The organism is Oceanobacillus kimchii X50, from assembly GCF_000340475.1.
Taxonomy (GTDB): domain Bacteria; phylum Bacillota; class Bacilli; order Bacillales; family Amphibacillaceae; genus Oceanobacillus; species Oceanobacillus kimchii.
In genome coordinates this window covers 2,259,000-2,283,685 of sequence record NZ_CM001792.1, presented here as the reverse complement: position 1 = coordinate 2,283,685, position 24,686 = coordinate 2,259,000, and the positions used below count along the sequence as shown (strand labels likewise).

22 protein-coding genes and 1 pseudogene are annotated in these 24,686 nt (G+C 34.3%); 18 read left to right on the top strand and 5 right to left on the bottom strand.

Annotation, left to right across the window (positions count from 1 at the left end):
- The first annotated feature begins 71 nt into the window (after nucleotides 1-71).
- From C794_RS11910 to C794_RS11875, 8 genes and pseudogenes are all read left to right on the top strand, one after another.
- Nucleotides 72-1,289 carry an EAL domain-containing protein gene (locus C794_RS11910; protein ID WP_017797362.1) on the top strand — a complete coding sequence of 406 codons (1,218 nt, stop codon included), beginning with the start codon at nucleotides 72-74 and terminating at the stop codon, nucleotides 1,287-1,289.
- A gap of 120 nt (nucleotides 1,290-1,409) precedes the next feature.
- Nucleotides 1,410-2,573, top strand: a complete 1,164-nt coding sequence (locus tag C794_RS11905; protein WP_017797361.1) for an exonuclease SbcCD subunit D — start codon at nucleotides 1,410-1,412, stop codon at nucleotides 2,571-2,573.
- Nucleotides 2,574-2,588: 15 nt separating this feature from the next.
- Nucleotides 2,589-5,678, top strand: a complete 3,090-nt coding sequence (locus C794_RS11900; protein WP_017797360.1) for an AAA family ATPase — start codon at nucleotides 2,589-2,591, stop codon at nucleotides 5,676-5,678.
- Between the two features lie 57 nt (nucleotides 5,679-5,735).
- Complete coding sequence (locus C794_RS11895; protein WP_017797359.1) at nucleotides 5,736-6,422, top strand: ribonuclease H family protein; 687 nt, start codon at nucleotides 5,736-5,738, stop codon at nucleotides 6,420-6,422.
- Nucleotides 6,423-6,543: 121 nt separating this feature from the next.
- Nucleotides 6,544-7,710 (top strand): hydroxymethylglutaryl-CoA synthase, encoded by a 1,167-nt coding sequence (locus tag C794_RS11890; RefSeq protein WP_017797358.1) that lies wholly within the window; start codon nucleotides 6,544-6,546, stop codon nucleotides 7,708-7,710.
- A 289-nt stretch (nucleotides 7,711-7,999) separates the two neighbouring features.
- Nucleotides 8,000-9,386 (top strand): annotated as a pseudogene (locus C794_RS19830) (NAD-dependent succinate-semialdehyde dehydrogenase).
- Nucleotides 9,387-9,479: 93 nt separating this feature from the next.
- On the top strand, nucleotides 9,480-10,532 hold the full coding sequence (locus tag C794_RS11880) for an FUSC family protein (protein WP_017797357.1): 1,053 nt from the start codon (nucleotides 9,480-9,482) through the stop codon (nucleotides 10,530-10,532).
- Nucleotides 10,533-10,840: 308 nt separating this feature from the next.
- The gene (locus C794_RS11875; RefSeq protein WP_017797356.1) at nucleotides 10,841-11,029 is read left to right on the top strand and encodes a hypothetical protein; all 189 of its coding nucleotides are present in this window, start codon (nucleotides 10,841-10,843) and stop codon (nucleotides 11,027-11,029) included.
- 57 nt (nucleotides 11,030-11,086) lie between these two features.
- Here the strand turns inward: C794_RS11875 and C794_RS11870 are convergent, their stop codons facing one another.
- The 3 genes from C794_RS11870 to C794_RS11860 form a co-directional block, all read right to left on the bottom strand.
- Nucleotides 11,087-11,539: a YndM family protein gene (locus C794_RS11870; RefSeq protein ID WP_017797355.1), complete on the bottom strand. Its 453-nt coding sequence runs from the start codon at nucleotides 11,537-11,539 to the stop codon at nucleotides 11,087-11,089.
- Between the two features lie 268 nt (nucleotides 11,540-11,807).
- Nucleotides 11,808-13,280 carry a sodium:solute symporter family protein gene (locus C794_RS11865; RefSeq protein WP_017797354.1) on the bottom strand — a complete coding sequence of 491 codons (1,473 nt, stop codon included), beginning with the start codon at nucleotides 13,278-13,280 and terminating at the stop codon, nucleotides 11,808-11,810.
- A complete protein-coding gene (locus C794_RS11860) occupies nucleotides 13,277-13,459 on the bottom strand; it encodes a hypothetical protein (RefSeq protein ID WP_017797353.1) in 183 nt (60 codons plus the stop codon). Before C794_RS11860 ends, C794_RS11865 begins: the two co-directional genes overlap by 4 nt.
- A gap of 208 nt (nucleotides 13,460-13,667) precedes the next feature.
- Between C794_RS11860 and C794_RS11855 the strand changes: the two genes are divergently transcribed.
- Nucleotides 13,668-14,522 carry a YtnP family quorum-quenching lactonase gene (locus C794_RS11855; protein ID WP_026133797.1) on the top strand — a complete coding sequence of 285 codons (855 nt, stop codon included), beginning with the start codon at nucleotides 13,668-13,670 and terminating at the stop codon, nucleotides 14,520-14,522.
- Between the two features lie 42 nt (nucleotides 14,523-14,564).
- On the opposite strand, the gene C794_RS11850 is transcribed toward C794_RS11855, so the two are convergent.
- Nucleotides 14,565-14,879 carry a PepSY domain-containing protein gene (locus C794_RS11850; RefSeq protein ID WP_017797351.1) on the bottom strand — a complete coding sequence of 105 codons (315 nt, stop codon included), beginning with the start codon at nucleotides 14,877-14,879 and terminating at the stop codon, nucleotides 14,565-14,567.
- A gap of 171 nt (nucleotides 14,880-15,050) precedes the next feature.
- On the opposite strand from C794_RS11850, the gene C794_RS11845 reads away from it, so the two are divergent.
- Together C794_RS11845 and C794_RS11840 are read left to right on the top strand one after the other, a co-directional pair.
- Complete coding sequence (locus C794_RS11845; protein WP_017797350.1) at nucleotides 15,051-16,115, top strand: M42 family metallopeptidase; 1,065 nt, start codon at nucleotides 15,051-15,053, stop codon at nucleotides 16,113-16,115.
- A 52-nt stretch (nucleotides 16,116-16,167) separates the two neighbouring features.
- Nucleotides 16,168-16,680: a DUF84 family protein gene (locus tag C794_RS11840; RefSeq protein WP_017797349.1), complete on the top strand. Its 513-nt coding sequence runs from the start codon at nucleotides 16,168-16,170 to the stop codon at nucleotides 16,678-16,680.
- A 132-nt stretch (nucleotides 16,681-16,812) separates the two neighbouring features.
- Here C794_RS11840 and C794_RS11835 read toward each other — a convergent pair whose 3' ends face one another.
- On the bottom strand, nucleotides 16,813-17,253 hold the full coding sequence (locus C794_RS11835; protein ID WP_017797348.1) for a YtoQ family protein: 441 nt from the start codon (nucleotides 17,251-17,253) through the stop codon (nucleotides 16,813-16,815).
- Nucleotides 17,254-17,368: 115 nt separating this feature from the next.
- Here C794_RS11835 and C794_RS11830 point away from each other — a divergent pair, with 115 nt between their 5' ends.
- The 7 genes from C794_RS11830 to C794_RS11800 all read left to right on the top strand — a co-directional run bounded on the left by C794_RS11830 (nucleotide 17,369) and on the right by C794_RS11800 (nucleotide 24,637).
- Nucleotides 17,369-17,740, top strand: coding sequence for a thioredoxin family protein (locus C794_RS11830; protein ID WP_260048385.1), 372 nt, complete (start codon nucleotides 17,369-17,371; stop codon nucleotides 17,738-17,740).
- Nucleotides 17,741-17,757: 17 nt separating this feature from the next.
- On the top strand, nucleotides 17,758-18,567 hold the full coding sequence (locus C794_RS11825; protein WP_017797346.1) for a DUF1444 domain-containing protein: 810 nt from the start codon (nucleotides 17,758-17,760) through the stop codon (nucleotides 18,565-18,567).
- 13 nt (nucleotides 18,568-18,580) lie between these two features.
- Entirely contained in the window at nucleotides 18,581-19,189 is a 609-nt protein-coding gene (gene ytpR, locus C794_RS11820; RefSeq protein WP_017797345.1) for a YtpR family tRNA-binding protein, read from the top strand.
- Between the two features lie 145 nt (nucleotides 19,190-19,334).
- On the top strand, nucleotides 19,335-21,764 hold the full coding sequence (locus C794_RS11815; protein WP_017797344.1) for a DNA translocase FtsK: 2,430 nt from the start codon (nucleotides 19,335-19,337) through the stop codon (nucleotides 21,762-21,764).
- A gap of 369 nt (nucleotides 21,765-22,133) precedes the next feature.
- Entirely contained in the window at nucleotides 22,134-23,444 is a 1,311-nt protein-coding gene (gene murC / locus C794_RS11810) for a UDP-N-acetylmuramate--L-alanine ligase (protein ID WP_017797343.1), read from the top strand.
- Between the two features lie 255 nt (nucleotides 23,445-23,699).
- Complete coding sequence (locus C794_RS11805; RefSeq protein WP_011066624.1) at nucleotides 23,700-24,113, top strand: DUF948 domain-containing protein; 414 nt, start codon at nucleotides 23,700-23,702, stop codon at nucleotides 24,111-24,113.
- Nucleotides 24,114-24,133: 20 nt separating this feature from the next.
- Nucleotides 24,134-24,637 carry a YtxH domain-containing protein gene (locus C794_RS11800; protein ID WP_017797342.1) on the top strand — a complete coding sequence of 168 codons (504 nt, stop codon included), beginning with the start codon at nucleotides 24,134-24,136 and terminating at the stop codon, nucleotides 24,635-24,637.
- Nucleotides 24,638-24,686: the final 49 nt, after the last annotated feature.

Sequence of the window (24,686 nt, the reverse complement as noted above, 5' to 3'; positions counted from 1 at the left end):
CATGATTATGAGTTAAAAAGGAAGAGAGGTACTTGTTTGCTGTGATATAATAGTCTAAAGGGGGATTAGATATGGATCCGTTAGATGTAATGTTAGATATGGACCAATTACTTCCTTATTATAAAGCGATCGTCAGCGCAGATACGCAAATGATCATTGGATATGAAGTGATTGCTTATTTTCAAAATAAGCATGGGAAGTTACAACGTATGGATTGGTTTTTTGATGATGTATCCATTCCGGATGAATTTCGTATTGAAGTAAATACTTATCTTCAGCGTAAAGCTATAGAAAATAAGCTTGAAAAGCAAGATAAAAGTTTTCTATCTTTCTACTATGACGCTGATTTACTTGTACGAAACAACGGTGAAGCATTACTTGCAATACTTGAAGAATACCAATCAATAGGATTAAAATTAAATGAAATTATATTAGAAGTGAAAGACACTGCATTTCCTAAAGATATGGATCAACTATCCAACCTAATAAAATATTTAAAAACATTAGGCGTAAAAGTTAGTATTCAACTGGAAAATCCAAATGGTATCCTTGACCAATTAGCTACATTACATCCAAATGTATTAAAAGTAGATACAAGTTTTCTAAAGGATGATTTACTACCTCATCTATACAAAGATGTCTATCATGCAATTTCCATGTTGTCACGCAAAATTGGTGCGTCTCTCCTGTTTAAAGGAATTAATAATTATAATCAATTTAATTATGCATGGAGAAGTGGGGGCCAATACTATCAAGGTAGGTACTTAATTCATCCTCAAAATGATTTTGTAGAAGTTGATAGCTGTAAATCAGTCATTCAAGTTAGTTTTAAGCAATTCGTTACATATGAACGAAAAAAGGGGAAAGCGCAACTGGAACTTCTAGAAAAAATACATGCTACGTTTACTAGTATTTTAACACAATCGACTTTAACAGATAACTATGACGAATTTATATTAAATGTAGGTAAGGCATGTAAAGAATTCGCATTTCGGGTTTATATTTGTAATGAGGAAGGTATTCAACTTTCTTCCAACGCAGAAAAAGATCAAGAAGATACGTGGAAACTGGTTAAAGAAGGTTTAAATAAAAACTGGAGTTGGCGACCTTATTTCTTTGAAAATGTAATGAGGATGAACTTAGAGAAGAAAGGTTTACTTTCTGATCTGTATACGGATATAGATAAGTCGGAATTAATCCGTACATATTCTTATCCGCTTACAGATGGACGGTATATATTTTTAGATATTCCTTATCGTTATTTATTTGAGCAAGAAGGATTATTATAAAGGGGAGCTAAAATTAGTGGGGGGTTATATTCCCCCCCCCCCGCTTAAATGTTGTTAGAGTAGGTCATTACTTTACTTTCTGTTACATACAAAAAAAGAACTTATGCTAGGAGTGAAATAATGAAAATATTCCATACTGCAGATTGGCATTTGGGAAAGCTGGTTCAAGGAATTTATATGACAGAAGACCAAAATTATATACTAAATCAATTTGTTGCGGAAGTTGAAAAGGAACAACCGGATGTAGTAATTATTGCGGGAGACCTCTATGATCGAGCAGTTCCTCCAGTTGACGCAGTACACTTATTAGACAAGACATTAGATAAAATAATCCATGGACTTAATATTCCGGTATTAGCAATTGCTGGAAACCATGATAGTCCTGGAAGGCTACATTTTGGAAGTGGATTAATGAAAGAGAACGGTTACCATGTTACCGGTAAATTATCAACAGAATTAGAACCAGTCATTTTGAAAGATTCTTTTGGGGAAGTACATTTTCATTTTATTCCTTATACGGATCCTAGTACGGTGCGCACTATTTTTAAAAATGACGAGATCATTACACATGATGATGCTGCAAAATATATAATAAATAAAATTCGTGAAAATATGGCTCCTCATGCAAGGCATGTCGCTATTGGACATGCTTTTGTCACGCCATTTGGTGAAGAACGTGAGAATACAAGTGATTCGGAACGTCCGCTTTCCATAGGTGGAGCAGAATATGTAGATGCACATCATTTTAAAATATTTGACTATACAGCACTGGGACATCTCCATCAAGCGCATTATGTATTAGATGAAAAAATCCGTTATTCTGGATCTCCTTTGAAATATTCTATATCAGAAGAAAATCATAAAAAAGGCTTTCTTATTGTAGAGTTGGCTGAAAATGGGGAAGTCTGTGTTGAGAAAAGGCACTTATATCCACTTAGAGATATGCGTCGTGTGAAAATGACGATAGAGCAAATTTTTAATGAAAACCGAAGCGATGATTATGTGTTTGTTCAATTAATGGATCAGACTCCAGTATTATCGCCAATGGAAAAAGTCCGCTCAATCTATCCAAATGCAATGCATGTTGAACGAGCTCAAGTTTCACCAATTTCTTTGAAAGATGAAGATTCAATACCGAAGACAAAAATGAATGAAATGGAACTTTTCCATGCTTTTTATAAAGAAGTAAAAGGTGAAGGACCTTCAGAAGAGGCAATTGAAATTATTAAAACAATAATGGATGAATTAAATAAAGAAGAACATAAAGAAGTCAAGGCGAAGTGAATGGAGGTGTAAATATTGCGACCATTATATCTTAAATTAACTGCTTTTGGACCTTATAAAGATACAGAAATAATTGACTTTACCAAATTAGGTGACGTACAGCTTTTTTCTATATCAGGCAATACAGGAGCAGGAAAAACAACGATATTTGATGGAATTGCCTTTGCTTTATATGGTAGAGCTAGCGGATCCGATCGAGAAGATAACCGATTACTTCGAAGTGATTTTGCAGAGGATCACGTACACACATCCGTAGAATTGGTCTTTACGATTAAAGAGAAAATCTATCGAGTATTACGTCAGCCTGGTCACATAAAAAAAGGAAATAAAACAAAGACCGGTGAGAAGTATGAACTATTTGAAATAACGGATCTACAAGAAATTTCGATAGTAGACAGACAGATTGTAAGTGAGATAGATAAAAAGATTGAAGAGCTAATAGGTCTGACACAAGATCAATTTAAACAAATAGTCATGCTACCTCAAGGTGAATTTCGAAAACTATTAACCTCAGAAACGGAGAATAAAGAAGCAATATTAAGAAGGTTATTTAAAACAGAACATTATAAGTATATGAATGAAATATTGCGTCAGAAAAAAAGTACTTTTGAACAATCGTATAATCGAGTATCGGATCAGTTAGATCAAACAATGAAGCAAATTTCTTCTATTTTTCCACTCCGTGAGAATTCCAAATTACAAGATGTATTTCAAGCAGAGTATTATAATGTACAGCAGGTTCTAGAAGCGATGAATGATGAAAAAGTATATTATCAACACGAAATCGAAAAGAAAAACCAACAATACATTTCTAGCTATAAGAATCATGATACTGCACTGAAGGAATATTATGCGGCAAAGCATATAAATGAACAGTTTGATCAACTTCGAGTGAAAAAACTTCATAGTCAGGAGTTAATGAATAAGGAAGCAGATATACACCAATTGGAAAATCAATTAAAAGCAGCTGAACTAGCTCAGCGAATTGAGCCGTCAGAGCAATATGTATTAAACTACCAAAAACAACTACAAGAAAAGGAGATTCAGCTAAAAACACTGACTAAAAAAGAACAACAAGCTTCTGAACAACTAAAATTAGTCACCTCACAATATAAAAAAGAAGAAGAAAAGAGCGAACAGCGAGAAAAAGTATCGATCTATATAAATCAACTGGAATCGTATCTTCCTATAGTTGAGCAGCTGGACTCTGAAAGAAATGAAATTAATTCTTTAAATAATCAGATTAATCAACAGGAGCATAAGATACGTGAGGACAGACAGTTACTTGATAGAAGAGAGAAGGAACAAGAAAGCTTAGCTGAAAAAATAAAGGAATTAACAAAACAAGTTGAGAAAGCTTCCGAGTTAAATAAGCGATTAACTGAATTAAGGCAAATTGGAAAGTTACTTCAAAGGTTGATTAGTTTACAAAAAGAAGAATCGAATATTCAATACAAGTATCAACAAACAAAAAAGGCTTATGAAAATAGTAAAAAACAATATCAAGAAATGGAACAAAATTGGATAAATAACCAAGCATTTGTATTGGCTTCACATTTACATGATGGAGTGGAATGCCCAGTTTGTGGAAGTACTGCACATCCTAAAAAAGCTTCTATGGAAAAACAACCGATTACGAAAGAAGCGTTAGAGTCCCTTCAGAATCAAATGGAAGAAAAAAATCATTCTTGGCAGGAACAACAAGTTGCGCTATCTTCAAATAAATCTTCTTTGAATGAAGTGTTTACTGAACTTAATGAATGGGGGGTATTACTGGACGAACCATCTAAAACTTTCAATGAAATTGTACAAGAAGGCAAACAATTAGCTGAAAAAGAAAAGGAAATTGAGCAGGCAAAAGAGAAACGAAACCAATACGAAGAAAGATTAGAGCAACAAAAACAAGAAGATAAAGAGAATAAAGAAGCATTTGAACATCTAAAGCAAAAATATCAAGATCTATTTGCTTTGATACAAACAAAGCAGGCTAGCCATACAGAGAAAAAGAGACAAGTGCCAGAAGAGTTTCATCAGTTATCGGAACTGAAAGCAAATTTACGTAATCAAAAACAACAAAAACAAGAAATGGATCAAGCATGGAAGGATATTCAACAACAATATCAGCAAATTACACAATGGCATTTGGAAATCCGTTCTGAGGTAAAGAATTATCAAAAACAAATAACAGAACTGAATAAACAAGTAGAAAAAGCCAACAAAACATTTGAACAAAAAGTGAGTGAAGCTGGTTTTACTTTAGGAACATACCACGAAGCGAAATTAGAAGAAAATATATATGTTGAGCATAAACAACAAGTTGAAATGTATAACCAGGAAAAGCAACAATTAGACAGTCAAATTAAAGAATTAGAAGCAACTTTAGCGAAAGAAGAAAAACAAGATCTTGGCTACTTAGAAGAAAGACTTAGGGATTTAAAACGTGATTTTGAACAAAATTTAAATCAATTAAATACACTTAAAAAGTATAACCAAGAAATTTATTCAATTAAAGATCGAATGGAAGTATTACACAATGAAGTTGCAGAAACAGAAAATAATTTAATGGTGATTACAGAGATTTATGATGTATTACGTGGACAAAATCAGAAGAAGGTTTCTTTTGAAAGGTATTTACAAATGGAATATCTAGAACAGATTATCGAAGCTGCTAATTATCGGTTAAAAGACTTATCTAATGGACAATTTTATTTAACTAGAAGTGATCGACAAGAATCTCATGGTCGACAAAGTGGACTTGCTTTAGATGTTTATGATACATATACTGGTCAAACAAGAGATGTTAAAACGTTGTCCGGCGGTGAAAAATTTAATGCCTCTCTTTGTCTAGCTTTAGGCATGTCTGATGTAATTCAAAGTTTTCAAGGTAATGTTATGATCCAAACAATGTTTATTGATGAAGGCTTTGGCTCATTGGATGAGGAATCATTAACGAAGGCAATAGATACGTTAGTACAACTACAAAAGTCTGGAAGATTAATCGGTGTAATATCGCACGTCCAAGAATTAAAAGACATATTACCTGCTACCATTGAAGTGAAAAAGACGAAAGAAGGGTATAGTCATACAAATTTAATTGTGAAATAAAAGATCGGATTTCCGATCTTTTTTCACATTTTGGGAAAAGACTAAGATGGAAATTAAATGATGATTGGTGGGGATAAAGTGAATATACGGTTAGCATATATGTATCGAGCTGGAAAAGAAATGGAGATAAATTTCCTGTCAGATGAAATGCGTATAGAAGATAGCGTTATAATTGCAGAGAAGTTAGAAAAAGAGCGGTCCGTTCAAAATTTATATGCAATAGACGACCTTGACCGAACTTGGACGATCAAAGAATTAAAACGTCTAGTAGCCCAAGTGGAAGAGGAGCCACATCATATTTTGGTTTATTTTGATGGGGGCTATGATAGAAATGATTTGATTGCAGGTGTTGGAGTAGTTATTTATTTTGAAAAGAACAATAAATACTTTCGACATAGAAAGAACGTAAAATTAGAGCAGTTAGATAACAATAATGAAGCGGAATATGCCGGATTATATCATAGTTTAGAGATACTCGAGGAAATGGGGGCTACAAATCAGTCGATTACTTTTAAAGGAGACTCTATGGTAGTTATTCATCAGTTGAATGAAGAGTGGCCTTGTTATGAAGAGAATCTTCAAAGATGGATAGAACGTATTGAAATTAAAGTAGAACAACTTGGAATTCAACCTGATTATCAAGTTATATCAAGAAAGAATAATAAGGAAGCTGATCATTTAGCGACACAAGCAATTCAAGGTATACAAATTGAAAGTACATTGGAAATTAACAAAAGAAAATAAGAGGATAGCTAACTTAGTTGATTTTTAGAGAAAGGTTATATTATCATTTAAGTATTAGATTTCGAGCATTTTATTAGAAATAGATGTATAAGACAAGTTGTAATAGTGAAGGAGAATGACATTGAAGATAGGAATAGATAAAATTGGTTTTTATGCTCCACATTTATATTTAGATATGAATGAACTAGCAAAAGAGCGTGGAGTTGAACCAGAAAAATTTACAATAGGTATTGGCCAAGAAAAAATGGCAGTGTCGCCCATTACACAAGATACAGTTACGTTAGCTGCGAATGCAGCGGCACAAATATTAGACGATACTGATAAACAAGATATTGATATGGTTATTTTTGGTACAGAATCAGGTATTGATCATTCCAAATCAGCTGCAGTAAATGTACATCAGTTATTGGGATTGCAACCACATGCACGAGCTATTGAATTGAAACAAGCTTGTTATGGTGCAACAGCAGGTATTCAGATGGCAAGAGGACATATAGCTTTAAACCCAAATCGAAAAGTATTAGTATTAGGATCGGATATTGCACGATATGGATTAAAGACTCCTGGAGAATCGACACAAGGAGCCGGTGCAGTTGCGCTATTAATTTCTGCTGAGCCAAGAATAATGGAAATTGAACAAGAAAGTACCTATTATACTGACGATATTATGGATTTCTGGAGACCTGTGTACTCGGATACAGCATTTGTTGATGGAAAGTACTCCAACGAACAGTATATTGCATTTTTTCAAAAAGTATGGAATTCATACAAAGAGCAAACAGACCGCAGCTTAGAAGATTTTGCAGCAATTTGTTTTCATTTACCTTATACGAAAATGGGATTGAAAGCTTTGCGTACAGTATTGGATGAGGTTGGGGAAGAAACTCAAACGCGTTTGAAGGACCAATATCAATTAAGTACCCAATATAATCGCAATATAGGAAATATCTATACAGGTTCACTTTATTTGAGTCTACTCTCATTATTGGAAAACAGTGAGGAATTAAAAGCTGGCGATAAAATTGGAATGTATAGTTATGGTTCTGGTGCTGTGGGAGAATTTTTCTCTGGTATATTACAAGAAGGTTTTGAAAAACAACTACACCATACAGAACATAATGCTATGTTTGAAAAACGCCAAAAAATATCTGTTTCCGAATATGAAAAAATCTTTGAACAACAAATCCCAACAGATGGTTCAGTCGCTGAATGGTCAACAAATGAAGACCCAGCTGAAATTTGTCTGACAGGAATGCAAAATCATCAACGCGTATATCAAGTGAAATAAATTTTTTAAGGCATTAAATAAAAAAATGAACGTAGAGGTCCAATTCTTTTATAAGATTTGGGCCTTTTTTGATAGATAACTGTTAAGGACAATACAAATAAACTTATATACTAATCCTAGATACGTCCAGAATAGGTATCCACCTAAAAATAGATTCCAGCTTACTAGTACATTATGTTTATATCTAATTTATTATCATTTATTGTCGAACGATTACATCGTATGGAAATAAGGGAAAAGGTATAATAGAGTACAGAAAATGAATAGAAATATATAGGAGGTTACAAGTATGGCAATAATGAAAGAATGGATTGAAGTGACAAATCCGGCAACAGGTGAAGTGATTGATCGTGTTGAGCGTGGAGGTAAAGTTGAAGCAAGAGAAGCTATTGATCAAGCATCTGAAGCTTTCAATGATTGGTCCAAACTTACGGCTTATGAACGAAGTGAGTTGTTAATGAAATGGAATACATTAATTACAGAACATCAAGAAGAGTTAGCTAAAATAATGACAATGGAACAGGGAAAGCCATTTAAAGAAGCTTTGGGAGAGGTACAATATGCGAATAATTTTGTATCTTGGTACGCTGAGGAAGGGAAGCGGCTTTATGGGGAGACGATACCTGCATCTAAAGCAGACAAGCGTATTCTTGTACAGCGTCAGCCGGTAGGTGTTATAGCAGCGATTACTCCATGGAATTTCCCGGCTGCTATGATTACCCGAAAAGTTGCTCCTGCAATGGCTGTTGGTTGTACAGCTGTAGTTAAACCTGCCAGTGCAACCCCTAGAACAGCAATTCGATTAGCAGAGTTAGCGGAGGAAGCAGGAATTCCAAGAGGAGTTTTGCAAGTTGTAACTGGAAGTTCGGGTGAGATTAGTGATGCATGGATGGAAGATAGTAGAGTTAGAAAGATATCCTTTACTGGTTCTACAGAAGTAGGAAAAATATTAATGAGAAAATCAGCAGAAACAGTGAAAAAAGTATCCTTAGAGTTAGGTGGCCATGCGCCTTTAATAGTTATGAAAGATGCTAACATTGAAAAGGCAGCAGCAGGCGCAAGCATCAAAATTCCGAAATGCTGGTCAAACCTGTGTGTGTACGAATCGTATATACGTACACGAATCGATAAAAGATGAGTTTAACGAAGCGTTTGAACGGAAAGTAAGAGAGTTAAGAGTTGGTAATGGATTAGAAGAAGGTATAGATGTGGGACCGCTTATTGACCATGATGCGTTGGACAAAGTAGAAACACATATACAAGATGCAGTAAATAAAGGGGCTTCCATAGTATATGGAGGAGGTAAGGAGGGCAAGGATAGTTTGTTTTATAAACCAACTATCCTATCCGATGTTACCGATGATATGTTGTGTATGACTGAAGAGACATTTGGTCCATTAGCTCCCGTTACAACTTTTACAACTGAAGAAGAAGCGGTCAAACGTGCAAACCACTCTCCATATGGACTAGCAGCATATCTATTTACAGAAAATCTGTCTACAGCAATTCGTATAAGTGAACAATTAGAATATGGTATTGTAGGTGTGAACGATGGGGTGCCATCCACTGCTCAAGCTCCATTTGGAGGTTTTAAAGAAAGTGGGATTGGAAGAGAAGGCGGTCATCATGGAATAGAAGAATATGTAGAGGTGAAATATATTTCTATCCAGCTATAGAGACTTCTCCATGCATTAGCTGTATTGCCTCGATATTTGTGGTGACAGACATCAAAGAAAAAGGTATACTACTGCTAGTGAGGTGCAAAAAACATGGAATTTAATATAGGACCGCGTATGGTTAAAACGGGCCTTGCCGTTGCGCTGACATTGCTTATCACAGGATTGTTTGATTTGCAATTTGAGATTATTGCCGCTATTGCTACGGTACTTGCAATGCAACCATCTATTATGCGGTCTTTTAACTACATTAAAGAAGTATTACTATCAAACACGGTAGGTGTTATCTTTGCAGTTATCGGCATTGTATTGTTAGGAAGTCATCCGATATCCGTTGGAGCGGTTGTGATTATTGCAATTGCAATTAACATTAAATTAGGTTTAAATAAAACGGTTAGTTTAACAGTTCTAACAATAGTCAGTATTATGCTGGCAAGTACGGGTGATCATGCAAATATGTTGTACATTGTAGAACGAGTTTCATTAGTAGCAGTCGGGGTAATATCCGCTTTTGTTATTAATGTCATCGTGAATCCACCAGATCATCAAAAAATATTGTTTAGTATGATTAAACGAGCGAGTGAAAAATCGAATTTTCTTCTTCGTGTTATCCCTAGTAAAACAATGAGTATTCCACAAGTAAGAGATGAGGAACGGGAAATAGAGAAGGAAATTAATAAAGCAAGAGATTATTTTGATATCATTACGGATGAAAGAAATCGCTTATTTATTCGTAAACGTATCGATTTTTTAAGAAACATTATAATTTATCAGCATATGATTCAAGTTTTAAGAAAGAAATTTACATTAATTATTGAATTAGAAAAGAATTTACATGAGATTGAAAAGATTGCTAGCGGAAAGTCACATCTAATAAAAAAATTAGTAAGTGAGATTAATAATTATAGTGAAAATGTATTTTTAATGTATGAAGATCGTATCGTATTGGATCGAGATTTACAAAAAGAAACAAAAAACGCAATGCGGGTAACGATTAATAACTTAATTGAGGCTCTTCAAGGTAGTGACTATGAAAAATGGCACTATGTCTTTCCTGTAGCTAATAGTATAATTGAACTGTTTTATGAACTGGATAAATTGGAGAGATTTGTACGACGGAAAGAACAAAAACAATATGGTCAGTAAACACATTGTGAAAATTAAAATATCATAATTAAGAATATCTCAGATAATTAAGAGGTTGTGACGAACGTGTTAACATGAAAATATTTCGAATGATTTGGGTTTGAAAAACCGCTTCAGAAATATACTTCGCTTATTAAAAACATTTTGTTTTGTCACGACCTCTTTTTGGTATATGTATAGGCAGAGTTCCTTAAAAAATAAGAGATAAAGTTATTCAGATAATGAACTTTTGGTGGTATAAAAGTTGTTTTTTTTGTATATAGTAAATAACGAGTTATATTGTAAAAATAAAGGAGAGCGAGAAAAATTTGACAAGATTTTTATCCCATCATGAGTTAGAGAATTTATATTATCTTTTAGGTAAACATGAGCAAGCTTATCATCAACTAATAGAGTATATGGATGCATATCCAAATCAAGAACATAATCAAAAACTACAATCGGATTTAGAGTTGGCAAAGCAAATTCAACAACAGTTATTATCTAAATTAACGTAGTAATTATGAAGATAAAGGACAGGACCTCTAAGGTAACTTAGGGTCCTGTTTTTGTCGTTATTCTTTATTGCTATCATCATCATTATTATTAGATGGAGTTATTTCTTCACTCGTTTCAGTTTGAAAACGATGTGTGGGAAAGTATGCGATTTCTCCCATCTTTTTCTGACGAATGACATCATTCAACATATAACGATGAAAGTATATTTCGATTAAAGATAAAGCAATAGCAGATATAAGCGTAGCTATACCAATACTATTCATTTCACTGATTATGATTATACTCGCTAACCAAAGTACAGCCCAGTATAAGATAAAATCAGCTATGACAGCAGTTTGTGAACTTAGTTTTGGTAAAATGAACAAGTCGCCAATGTATGTGATAGTTGCAACAATCATACTTAGTAGAAAAATAGAGCTGAATAAATTACCATATATAAAACCAAGAACAATCCATAAAGTGAATAATGTAATTAAAAATTTCAAAAAAAGTGCTCCAATATATCTCATTGTTAGTTTTCCTTTCCGTAAATATCAGCAATTCCCCCGATAAATGAAGTTTCGCTATGGAATAGGATAACCAACTAGAAATATATCCATACCTTAAAATTACTATTGTTATTTATTGCTCATGTAACTGGAATCCCTTACTTCAAGACCAAAGAGGCCTAGCATAAGAGGATAATTGAACGTAGATGCCCGTTTCTTTTCAAGGTCCTTTGCGGTACTAGCATTTAGTGTGAAAAAACAAAATTCCCGTTGAATGAAATCTCCTTTGTTAGGAATTGACACTTTTCATTTCATTTTTGATATAATCTATAAATTCATCTGCTTTTTGCTTAGGTGCCTTAGTCAGTATACTGACAATAATAAATAATACGGTCGATACCAATAATCCCCATAGACCAGAAGCTAATCCTAATGGTTTTAACTGGAAAATCTCTAGAATACACACAAGTAATCCAGCAATAATGACACTCGATAGAACACCTGCAGCAGTGCCTCGTTTCCAAAAGAAACATCCTATAATTGCTGGAACTACTACGATAAGTCCTGCAGAAGATGCCACTGATAATACTGCGATGAGGTCTAATTGTAATTCTGCAAATAAAAATGCAAGAAGAGCAATAATAGGGATAATGATTTTTCCGACTTTTAATTGAGCTTGATCATTGCTATTTTTTGAAATGTTACCATAAACATCTTTTGCAAATAAAGACGACACTGTAAGTAATATAGAGTCAATGGTTGAAATAGCTGCTGCCATAATACCAATCATTACTATGACCGCTAATACAGAAGGGATAGCATCCGACGATAGTACAAATGGTGTTGCGAGATCCGCATTTTCCATTCCTGGGTTTAAAATAAAAGCAGTGAACCCCCACATAGTTGCAACAAGCGTATAAATAAATCCAAATAGCATAAAGCCAATTAACATTTGACGCATGCTTTTTAAGGATGAAGGCATAAATAATCGCTGACTAACTTGTGGATTGGAAATACTAAAGAAAAACCAAGGAATTGTTAATCCTAAAAATGTCCAAAAGTTAAAATATCCATTACCTGGAACAGTTAACATCTCTGGACTGTGAGTTTCTAATTGATTAAAGAACCCAGTGATACCACCCAATTTATTTACTAAGAACATAACTACTAGTGTAGAACCGATAATCATAAATAAAGATTGTAATGAGTCTGTCCAAGCAACAGAACGAATACCAGCAATATATGAGAAGATAATAGCTAAAAGTGTTGCAATAATGACTCCTGTGCTAAATGTGATTGCTTGATTCGAGACACCTTGTAATAAATATCCAATACCTGCTAATTGTACAGCGCTATAGGGGATTAGAAATAACCCATTAAAAATAGCAACCGTAATGGCTACACCTCTATGTTGATAGCGATCGCCGAGCATTTGTGATGGTGTTACATATCCGTATTTCTTTCCAACGAGCCAATAACGAGGACCGAAAAAAGCGACTAGAGAAACTCCCATTAAATAAATTAATTCAAATCCTAATGCCCCTACACCTCCACTGTAGGTTAAACCTGCTAGTCCGACTAACATAAAAGCACTATATGTAGTTGCACTATAACTTAGTGCCGAAACAAAACCGCCTAATTTTCTGTCTCCTAAAAAGTAAGAGGTCATATTGGATTGTTTCCCTTGTCGGGAGAGAAATGCAATAACTATAGCAATAATTATATAAATAACAATTCCCCACCAAATCATTGTCGTATTCATTTGTATTTACCCCAATTCTTTGTAAAAGTGATATTACAGAAAATAACGATTAATGTAAGTACAATCCAAATAAAAAAACTACCATACCATTTTTCAATATTAGTTAGTAACGTAAATGGTAAGAAAAATGCTAGTAACACGATAGAACCAATGATTATAGCCCATTTATTTTCCGTCATTTTGAAAATTCTCCTTTCAATTCATTTAACTTTTGTGAAATTATTCACAATTGAATGCGATTTCTTGCAATTGAACTCAAAAATAATCATAGCAGACCGTACACAAAATTGCCATATTTTTTAAATGATTAATATCAAGAAAAATGATAGCGTTTGCAATAAACGGTTGTATTATATAAACTAGATGGCAGGAGGGGAGCGATTGAAAGTGGAAACACTTGAAATAGGACGCGCTAAATTAACCTGGTTAAATGGAGGAGTAACACATTTAGATGGTGGAGCAATGTTTGGAGTTGTTCCAAAATCGCTATGGTCTAAAAAATATCCTGCTAATGAAAAGAATCAAATTGAGTTACGAACCGATCCGATTTTATTACAATTGGATGGAAAAAATATATTAATCGATTCTGGAATTGGAATAAACAAACTAACTGAAAAACAGAAACGAAATTTTGGGGTGAAGGAAGAATCGAGAGTTGAAAGTACCTTAGCTAGTTTAAATTTAACAGTTAATGATATAGCAATTATCTTAATGACACATTTGCATTATGATCATGCATGTGGATTGACGAAGCCTGTTAAAGAAGGATATGAGAGTGTATTCCCGCACGCAGACATATATGTGTCTCAAATAGAATGGGATGAAATGCGTCATCCAAATATTCGTTCGATAAATTCTTATTGGGAGATGAACTGGAAACCAATTACGGAACAAGTAATCCCTTTTGAAGAAGAGATTGAAATTCTACCTGGCTTATCGATGATACATACTGGTGGACATAGTGACGGTCATTCTATAATCCGATTTAAGGATGGGGATCATACATTTACACATATGGCGGATATTATGCCAACGAATGCACATCAAAATAAGTTATGGGTATTGGCGTATGATGATTATCCAATCAAATCTGTGCATCAAAAAGAAAAATGGATGAAAATTTGTTATAAAGAAAAATCTTGGATAACGTTTTATCATGATGCTCACTATAGAGCAATCAAATTCAATGAACATGGTGAAAAAATGGACCAAGTAGAAAGAAAATGGTATTCATACGATTAGGAGATAAAAATGCTGTCGAACTAAGTTCGGCAGCATTTTACATTAAATAGCTTCTTTCGTGTCTATAACGGCACCAGTTTCAATATCTACATAAAACTCATATTGTTTGTTATCGCCATCTATATTCCGGGTTACTCCCCCTCGGTAGACATCATATAACAAACCATTCTTTTCAATTTCTTCTGGCTTCATATAAATCCAGGAGCCACTAATTGGACCTTTACGTTTAAACATTTCCTTGGCTTGATTTAGTGCTTTCTCTGGTGTAATCTTTGTTTGTTTGCTAACTTGTTCTCTTGCTATATAACCGATTGCAACACCAACTGCTGCAGCAAGAAGTACGTTTTTTTTGCTCAAATTGTCCACCCCTACTTAGCTATATTTATTGAAGGATTTAGTTGTAAGTATACAGGAAACAAATTAAAAATGACAACGATTTGAATATGATTACTGGAAAGATTTTGACTTTTTCAGTTATACTACTATTTAGATGTTACATAGCATGAAAAAAGAAAGGGGAGTAAGAGAATGGAAAAAGAAACGTTATCGCTTTTTAAAACGTTAACAGAATTACAAGGTGCACCTGGTAATGAACATCCAATACGTGCATTTATGAAAGATGAACTGGGAAAATATTCGGATGAAGTCATACAAGATAATCTAGGTGGAACATTTGGTGTGAAGCATGGTGATGGACCTAGAGTTATGGTGGCAGGTCATATGGATGAAGTTGGTTTTATGGTTACGCAAATTACAGAAAATGGCATGTTGCGCTTTCAACCACTTGGAGGCTGGTGGAATCAAGTTATGCTTGCACAAAGAGTTCAGGTTATGACTGCAAACGGACCAGTTATAGGTGTTATTGGATCCATACCGCCACATTTACTTACAGAAGCACAACGTAGCAAACCAATGGAAATTAAAAATATGCTAATTGATATTGGGGCGGACGATAAAGAAGATGTAAACAAGATAGGTGTAAAGCCCGGAGACAGTATCGTTCCTATTACACCTTTTGAACCGATGGCCAATAACAAAAAGATTTTAGCAAAAGCTTGGGATAATCGTTATGGCTGTGGACTAGCCATTGAATTGTTAAAAGAATTACAAAATGAGGAACTACCAAATCAATTATATTCTGGAGCAACAGTGCAGGAAGAGGTTGGTCTAAGAGGTGCACAAGTAGCTGCAAATATGATTCAACCTGATGTGTTCTATGCATTAGATGCATCTCCAGCAAATGATGCTTCTGGTGATAAACAAGCATTTGGTCAATTAGGAAAAGGTGCATTACTTCGTATATTCGACCGTACAATGGTAACACATAAAGGAATGCGAGAATATGTCCTGGATACTGCAGAAAGCAATAACATCCCATATCAGTATTTTATTTCTCAAGGTGGGACGGATGCAGGTCGTGTTCATCTCGCCAATGATGGTGTTCCATCGGCAGTAGTCGGTATTTGTTCACGTTATATTCACACATCTGCTTCTATTATTCATGTGGATGATTATGCAGCCGCAAAAGAATTGCTCGTAAAATTAGTACGAGGTACAGATAAATCTTTTGTATCACAATTAAAAGAAATTTAAAGAGATGAGCAGTTGCCATTGGGTGACTGCTCTTTCATAGGAGATTATTAATATGCAAATTCAAGTAGGGTCAAAAAATCCAACAAAAATTCAAGCGGTAAAAGAAATGTTTCCAAATATAGATGTAAACGGAGTTCAAGCAGAATCAGGAGTGAGTGAACAACCTTTTTCTGATGAGGAAACTAGATTAGGAGCTATTACTAGAGCAAAACATTGTGCCATTAAGAATCCATATACAATTGGAATTGGTCTCGAAGGTGGAGTCATGTATATGGATAACGATTTGTACCTTTGCAATTGGGGAGCATTAGTTACTCCTGAAAATGATATCATTACAGCTAGCGGAGCGAGAATAAAAATACCTAAAGATATCGAAGAGGGTTTACTAAAAAATGTAGAACTTGGAACATTAATGGATACATATGCGGAAAGGAAGGATGTTAGCAAAAAAGAAGGAGCAATTGGTATTTTTACGAATCAACTGATTACAAGACAAGAGATGTTCCGTCATGTGGTCACTTTATTAAAAGGGCAATGGATGCTATTAAACAACTATAACAAATAATGAAAGGAAATATATTTGGGATGAACTGCCAGTGAATATCAGCTGAAGTTCAAGGGTCCTTATGTCATGCTCTTGTGATACCAACATTCAGTAAGAGGGACAAAGAACCTACCCACTGAATGTTGGTCCATTTTATTCATAAATATAAGCAATAACTTCTAAAGCTTGTTCAATCGTCTCGACGGTAACATTTGCTTTATTAGAAATTTCCTTTAAGGGATGAATTAAAGATTCTGGACGGACAATAATGGTTGGTTTTCCTAATGTTATTGCAGAGCTAGCGTCCATTGCAGTGTTCCATTGCTTATAAGATTCTCCGAATAAAGCAATGACAATATCAGACTTGGAAAGAAGAACTTGTGTACGGAAATTATTAATACTGGATGCTGCATCATCCCTATATAAATTACTCGGTTGTTTACCGATTATTGCTTCACCAATATCATCGGATCGATCATGGTGAGTCTGTGGAGATACAAAATGTAAAGGTAATTTCTTCGACTTTGCTATTTCTTTTACTTTTTCTCTCCAATTATCATGAATTTGTCCAGCTAAATAAACCGTTAATTCCATTTAAATTCCTCCTAATTTAATCTAATTCTCATAGTAAACGTTTTTCAATAATTTGAAAAGTAAGTCGCTATCACGATATGCTAAAATCTATGTTAAGTATGGTATAATCACGATAATTGAAACGAACTACAATGCAAGCTATGATAGGTGTAGAAAGGAAGTAGATGACATGAATATATTAGAAACGAACGATCAATTTGAATTATATAAACAAGAAGGTCCAGTTATTTTTATGTTTACTGCTGGATGGTGTCCAGATTGCAGAATAATAGAACCTATCTTACCGGAGATAGAACAACAATTTAATGATTATCAATTTGTAGAAATAAATCGTGATGACTTTATCGAATTATGTCAATCTCATGATGTCTATGGGATACCAAGCTTTCTAGCATTTGAAAAGGGGAAAGAACTTGGCAGATTTGTTAGTAAAGATAGAAAAACAAAAGAGGAAATTGAGCAATTTATTCGTAGCCTTAAAGAGTAGTAGGAGGAGGAATTTTGATGGCTAAAATGACAAGTATAAAAATGAAACGACTCCTCGAAGATCGTTTGAAAAATCCGGATTATCGTATCGTATATAAACGAGATGACGATGCTCTTCGTATCGAATGGAGAGATTCTGGACAAGGGATGACCGTTTCACTTCCTAATCTTATTACCAAATACAATAATCGTGGTGATATTGCCATTCAAGAAATGGAAGAACACATTATAGAAGCTCTAAAGATAATGAATGAAACGCATCATTTACAAGGAATGGAAAAACACATTTTTCCCGTATTACGCTCACCTTCTTTTCCAATAGAAACAAAAGCTGGGAAGAAACTAATTTATAAGGATCACACTGCTGAGACTAGAGTTTTTTACGCATTAGACTTAGGGAAATCATATCGTCTTATAGATGAAGAATTATTAATGGAAGAAGAGTGGACTGCGGAACGGATAGATGAAATTGCTAGCTTTAATGTGCGTTCACTATCTCATGATGTGAAGAAAGACCAAGTGGCTGATAATGATTTTTATTTCTTAGCAACTCAGGATGGTTATGATGCTAGTCGTATTCTAAACGAGGCATTTTTAGAAGAGATGAAGGCAAATGCTCAAGGTGAGTTAACAGTTGCTGTTCCTCATCAAGATGTATTAATTATTGCTGACATAAAAAATAAAATGGGTTATGATATTTTAGCGCAGATGACAATGAAATTTTTTGCTGAAGGACGAATTCCGATAACATCACTTTCATTTGTGTATGAAGATAGAAAGTTGGAACCAATCTTTATCTTAGCGAAAAACAAACCAGAAAATAAATAGGAGCTGAATAACTATGGATGTATTTTATAATCCAAATGGAATTGGTGATGTACTACTTATTCCAATAAAAGATGGTAATCGATATGAAATAGAATCAACTAATTACGATAATATAACAAGAATCACTTCTACTGATGGAGAATTGCTTGGATATAATATTTTTCAAGCTTCTCAAGTATTGGATTTGCCGAATGCAAATGGTGCTTTGCGTTTAAACGAAGATTTGTTAGAAAAAATCCAGGAACTTTTTATTGAAAAAGGAATCAAAGACCCCCTTGATTTTGATTTGAGTCCGAAATTTGTAGTAGGGTATGTGACTACCAAAGAACCTCATGAGAATGCTGATAAACTAAGTGTGTGTCAAGTTGATGTCGGTACAGAGAAATTACAAATTGTTTGTGGTGCACCAAATGTTGATGCAGAACAAAAAGTAGTAGTTGCAAAAGTCGGTGCTACGATGCCAAGTGGAATGAAAATTAAGGCATCAGAACTCCGAGGAGTACCTTCAAACGGAATGATATGCTCCCAAAAAGAATTAGGAATCCCTAATGCACCTCAAGAAAAAGGTATTTATGTATTGGATGATTCTTTTACAGTGGGAGAAGAATTTATATTGTCTTAACACATGCCCCCTAAGCAATTATTGCAGGGGGGTTTCTTGTGTAATCAGACAACCATTCTCCCACATCAAATGGATGATTCCAAATAGGTTAAAAAACTGATAAACTAAGCATGTACGATCTTTTAGAGAAATGAGTGAATATGAAATGTGGGAACAATGGAAAGAACGATTAAAAAACGTATTTACAAAAGAAGTTGAAGTAGAAGAGACGATTGAAGTTGAAGTAGATGATCCTGAGCCAAAGTCAGAAGTAAAGGCAAAAATGACTTATCAGTACCCATCTCGATCGTCATTTAAATTTCCTGTAATTCCCGATGAGACGGAAAAAAACCAAACGAAACACCAAACATATGAGCCTGCTTATAAGAAACGACAAACCCAACGTATAAGAAGGGAAAAAAAAGAAAAGCAAGACCAAGAACAAACGTATACTTATAGACAATCAAATAACAGTAAACAAAAAGAAGAACAAAAACCTAGTTATTTAAACGATGAATACAAAAAAACGGATAATATTGGAAGGAAGGTATACAAGAAAAATCCGGATATTCCTTTCCAACCTACAGATGTACCTTCTCCAATTTATGGTTATCAAAGAAGATATTCAACATCGATCGATGATATACCTGCTTTTCAACGAAAGAAGGAAGAGCAACTACATGATGAAACCGAAGTTGTTGAAGAGCGTAAAGAAAATACAGTTGAAAAACATTTGATAGAAGAGGCGCAAGAACAAGACCTCCAAACATCGTCGTTAGAAATAGATAGTGATGAAGATAAACAAGGGACATTAGTAAATTCTAAACCACCATTAGTTGAAATAGAGAGCTTTGCAAAAGACGAAGTAGCCTCTACGGAAGAACCAGCTGTTAAACAAAAAAAAGATAAACAAACAAATGATAAGAAGCTCAATCCAGTTGATGATAACCAAAGTAATCAAGCATACAGAAAACACTCTCAGAAGAAAACGACTCCATTTAATGTCATGATGACGCCAAGAGATAAAAAAAATGTACATGAACAGAAAAAGAGGGAGCAAGTTCACTCTCGATTATTGGAGTCTCAGCGTAAGAGAGAAGCAGCGTTACAACAAGCTCAACAAAAATTAAATACTATTAATGAGTCAAAAAATGAACCCAAACAGGAGATGCCGACAAAAGATGAAAAAGCTCCTGTATCCATTCCATACCATTTATTAGATGATCCTATACGACTTACGGAAGATGATAGTGTTTGGTTAAACGAACAACGAGAACTGTTGGAAGAAACGTTAAAACATTTTCAGGTGAAGGCAAAAGTGGTTCGTGCAACTCAAGGCCCTTCAGTAACTCGTTTTGAAGTACAACCTGAAATGGGAGTAAAGGTAAGTAAAATAAAGAATTTAGCGGATGATTTAAAATTAAATATGTCGGCACAAGATATTCGTATTGAGGCACCGATACCAGGAAAGAACACGGTAGGAATCGAAATACCGAATCGACATGCTGAAATGGTAGGTTTACAATCAATCTTTGAAAGTACTTCATTCAAAGAAAGTAAATCACCACTTAGTATAGCACTTGGGTTAACCATAGAGGGAAATCCAAAGGTGACAAATATACAAAAAATGCCTCATGGTCTTATAGCTGGAGCCACTGGTTCCGGAAAAAGTGTTTGTATAAACACCATATTAATCAGTCTTATTTATAAAGCAAGTCATGAAGATGTGAAGTTTTTACTTATTGATCCAAAAATGGTGGAACTTGCCCCTTACAATGGTATTCCGCATCTAGTATCACCGGTTATTACAGATGTTAAAGCAGCTACACAAAGCTTAAAATGGGCTGTTAATGAAATGGAAGACCGATATGATCGTTTTGTTAAAGAAAGCGTTCGGGACATTGAAAGATATAATCAGAAAATGATTAAGCAAGGCAGAAATGACAAGAAGATGCCGTTTATCGTTATCGTTATTGACGAGTTAGCTGATTTAATGATGATGTCCCCCCAAGATGTCGAAGATGCAATTAGTCGGATTGCACAAAAAGCGCGAGCTTGTGGTATTCATCTATTGTTAGCTACACAACGCCCTTCAGTTGATGTAATTACAGGCTTAATCAAAGCAAATATACCAACAAGAATTGCTTTTAGTGTATCCTCACAAGTTGATTCTAGAACAATCATAGATTTAAGTGGTGCAGAAAAGCTTCTTGGTAAGGGTGATATGTTATTTGTTGAAAATGGTGCTGGAAAAAGTGTCCGATTACAAGGACCTTTTGTATCCGATGACGAAATTGAACGAGTTGCAACGTACGCAAGATCAATTGCTGAGCCGAATTATTTATTTGAACAAGAAGAGCTCTTGGAACAAATTACTGTCGATGAAGAAGAAGATGAGCTTCTACAAGAAGCAATTTCATTTGTAATTGCTCAGAATGGTGCTAGCACTTCATTGTTGCAAAGACACTTTAAAATTGGCTATAACCGTGCAGCAAGATTAATAGACTCATTAGAAAGTCGAGGGATTATTTCTGGTCAGAATGGTAGTAAGCCAAGAGAAATACTGATTTCTAGAACACAGGCAGATGACATGTAAAAGAGGAATGCTAACATGATGAAATAAATTATAGTGTACTCCTAAAAGTAGTAGAGCTAGTGTGAAGAACATCTTACCTAGTATTTGTATACACTGAGGTAAAGAGTGCGAAAACTGTTTGAATAACGAAGTAAAACAAGGGTTCGTCAGATATATTGATTTATTGTTGTATCAAGTTTAAAAATCAATACACAGAGACGTAGAAAGATAAATGTATTAACCAGTATAAAAGGTGAAAATTGGAAAAACATATAGAATAAATATGTTTAAGTTTGAAAGCAATCAATTTTTTGCTATAATGTAGCGGTATGAAAAAGTACTAAACATCATAAGAATGAATGATTGTAAGAACATGTTGGAGGTTCGTTTATGACAACTTACCATTTTATAGGTATAAAAGGAACTGGAATGAGTGCTCTCGCACAAATTCTTCATGACTCTGGAGAAAAAGTTCAAGGATCTGATTTTGAGAAGCGTTTCTTTACTCAAGAAGCGTTAGAGCAAAAAGAAATTACTATTTTACCGTTTTCTAAAGAAAATATTAAAGAAGACTATACAATAATTGCAGGAAATGCATTCTCTGATGATCATATTGAAATTCAGAAAGCCAAAGAACTTGGCTGTAAATTTTATCGTTATCATGAGTTTTTAGGTGAATGGCTAAAACAATATACAAGTATCGCAGTCACTGGAGCGCACGGAAAAACTTCAACGACGGGATTGTTATCTCATGTTTTAAAATCTGCTTATCCTATCTCTTATTTAATTGGAGATGGAACCGGAAATGGTCATGTAGATAGCGAATATTTTGTTTTTGAAGCATGTGAATATCGCAGACACTTTCTAAAATACGAGCCTGATTATGCGATTATGACGAATATTGATTTTGATCATCCAGATTACTTTACGAGTTTAGATGATGTTGTTGATGCATTTCAGTCTATGGCAGATCGTGTTAAAAAGTGTATTGTGGCATGTGGTGATGATGAGCAGCTACAAGGAATTCATACAAAGGTACCTGTGATCTATTATGGATTTAATGATTCGAATGATTTTCAAGCACAAAACGTAGTAGAAACTGCAAATGGTACTGAATTTGACGTTTTTGTACGTAACACATACTACGATCACTTTATTATCCCGACATATGGCAATCATACTGTGTTGAATGCACTAGCTGTCATTGCTATTTGTCACTATGAAGGGATTCCGGTGGAACATATGAAACAATTGGATTCCTTTGAGGGAGTTAAACGTCGATTTACAGAAAAGAAAATTGGTTCACAAATTGTTATTGATGATTATGCACATCATCCGAAAGAAATTTCCGTTACAATCGAATCTGCAAGAAAAAAATATCCAAATAAGGATGTTGTGGCTATTTTTCAACCACATACATTTACCCGAACAAAAACATTCTTGAAAGAGTTTGCGGATAGTTTAAATGAGGCTGATAATGTATATTTATGTGAAATTTTTAAATCAGCACGAGAAGATTCTGGACAGTTAACCATTAATGATTTGCAGAAATTAGTTCCGAACAGTCAAATTTTATCATTAGAAGAAACTGAAGTTTTACAAGAATTTACAGATAGTGTATTGATCTTTATGGGTGCAGGAGATATTCAAAAATTCCAATCTGCTTACGAAGAAACAACTACAAGATCAACAAATTTTTAAAAAATACCATTTTAACCGGACCATCGAAAAATAGGGTTCGGTTTTTTCTATTTTTTGTTTTACGAAGTAACCGTGCATAATACTATTTGTACAAATTATGGGAAATACTATACAATAGACATACAGTTCAAATTAAAAATACATAGGTTTATAAAATTGAATTCAGGGAATAAAATGAACAAGATACTAATAAGCCCTTAAACATTTGAGCTGTATAACCTGAACAACCAACATAAAAGGAGCTGATTAGAAAAAATGGAAATCATACTATACATTGCCGCAGGGATTGCAGCTCTTGCTTTTGTAATACTGGTGGTTTATGTAATTATTACACTAAAAGCAACAAAACAAACACTAAATGATGTTTCAGGTACATTGCAAGGGCTAGAAAAGCAAATGCAGGGTGTAACATCTGAGGCTACACAATTATTAAATAAGACGAATCGACTTGCAGAAGATATGAATCAAAAGTCATCAAAATTAGATAGTCTATTTGAAAGTGCAAAAGGAATTGGAAATACGCTTCAAGATTTTAATCAGACATTAGCACATCTATCAAAAATTATTTCTAAACATTCGAAAGAAGATCAGGAAAAAGCAGCACAAGCAGTAAAATGGGGTGCATCGCTGTTTGAATTCTGGAATAATAGAAAGAATAAATCGAAATAATACTTAGGAGGTAATACAATATGGCTGATAATCAAATTAACACAAAGGACTTTCTAATTGGATCACTGATAGGTGGATTAGTTGGAGCATCTGCAGCATTACTTTTTGCTCCGAAGTCAGGAAAAGAACTACGTGGTGATATAAATGATGGTGCTGTACAAGTGAAGCATCGTGCAGATGAATGGAAAACAGTTGCACAAGAAAAAGGATCGGAATGGAAAGATAAAGCATACACAACATCAAAAGAATTTAAGAAGAAAGCAATGGATACAACTTCAGACCTTTCTAATTCAGTTGCATCAAAATCACAAGAATTCACAGGAAATGTGAAGGAGAAAGCTTCTGAGTTAAAAGATAATGCAGCTAAAAAAGTAGAAGAAGTCAAAGAAGACGCATCAAACAAGAAAAAGGAAATTCAAGCAGATGCGGAAATTAAAAAAGCTGAGATGGAAGTAGAAGCAACAAAGAAAAAAGCAGAAGCAAAAGGTGCTGCTAAAAAAACCGCAGAAGAAATAAAAAAATAGATGCTACGTATCAAAAGACTTGGAGGTATTGACTTATCCCCAAGTCTTT

Excerpts from the sequence above, each read along its gene's own strand:
- ytpR (WP_017797345.1), top strand. The coding sequence starts at position 18,581 with ATGGATGTATTTTATAATCCAAATGGAATTGGTGATGTACTACTTATT.
- C794_RS11835 (WP_017797348.1), bottom strand. The coding sequence starts at position 17,253 with ATGGAATTAACGGTTTATTTAGCTGGACAAATTCATGATAATTGGAGA.
- C794_RS11825 (WP_017797346.1), top strand. The coding sequence starts at position 17,758 with ATGGCTAAAATGACAAGTATAAAAATGAAACGACTCCTCGAAGATCGT.
- C794_RS11910 (WP_017797362.1), top strand. The coding sequence starts at position 72 with ATGGATCCGTTAGATGTAATGTTAGATATGGACCAATTACTTCCTTAT.
- C794_RS11860 (WP_017797353.1), bottom strand. The coding sequence starts at position 13,459 with ATGACGGAAAATAAATGGGCTATAATCATTGGTTCTATCGTGTTACTA.
- C794_RS11865 (WP_017797354.1), bottom strand. The coding sequence starts at position 13,280 with ATGAATACGACAATGATTTGGTGGGGAATTGTTATTTATATAATTATT.
- C794_RS11845 (WP_017797350.1), top strand. The coding sequence starts at position 15,051 with ATGGAAAAAGAAACGTTATCGCTTTTTAAAACGTTAACAGAATTACAA.
- C794_RS11895 (WP_017797359.1), top strand. The coding sequence starts at position 5,736 with ATGATGATTGGTGGGGATAAAGTGAATATACGGTTAGCATATATGTAT.
- murC (WP_017797343.1), top strand. The coding sequence starts at position 22,134 with ATGACAACTTACCATTTTATAGGTATAAAAGGAACTGGAATGAGTGCT.
- C794_RS11840 (WP_017797349.1), top strand. The coding sequence starts at position 16,168 with ATGCAAATTCAAGTAGGGTCAAAAAATCCAACAAAAATTCAAGCGGTA.
- C794_RS11800 (WP_017797342.1), top strand. The coding sequence starts at position 24,134 with ATGGCTGATAATCAAATTAACACAAAGGACTTTCTAATTGGATCACTG.
- C794_RS11815 (WP_017797344.1), top strand. The coding sequence starts at position 19,335 with ATGTGGGAACAATGGAAAGAACGATTAAAAAACGTATTTACAAAAGAA.
- C794_RS11870 (WP_017797355.1), bottom strand. The coding sequence starts at position 11,539 with ATGAGATATATTGGAGCACTTTTTTTGAAATTTTTAATTACATTATTC.
- C794_RS11880 (WP_017797357.1), top strand. The coding sequence starts at position 9,480 with ATGGAATTTAATATAGGACCGCGTATGGTTAAAACGGGCCTTGCCGTT.
- C794_RS11905 (WP_017797361.1), top strand. The coding sequence starts at position 1,410 with ATGAAAATATTCCATACTGCAGATTGGCATTTGGGAAAGCTGGTTCAA.
- C794_RS11805 (WP_011066624.1), top strand. The coding sequence starts at position 23,700 with ATGGAAATCATACTATACATTGCCGCAGGGATTGCAGCTCTTGCTTTT.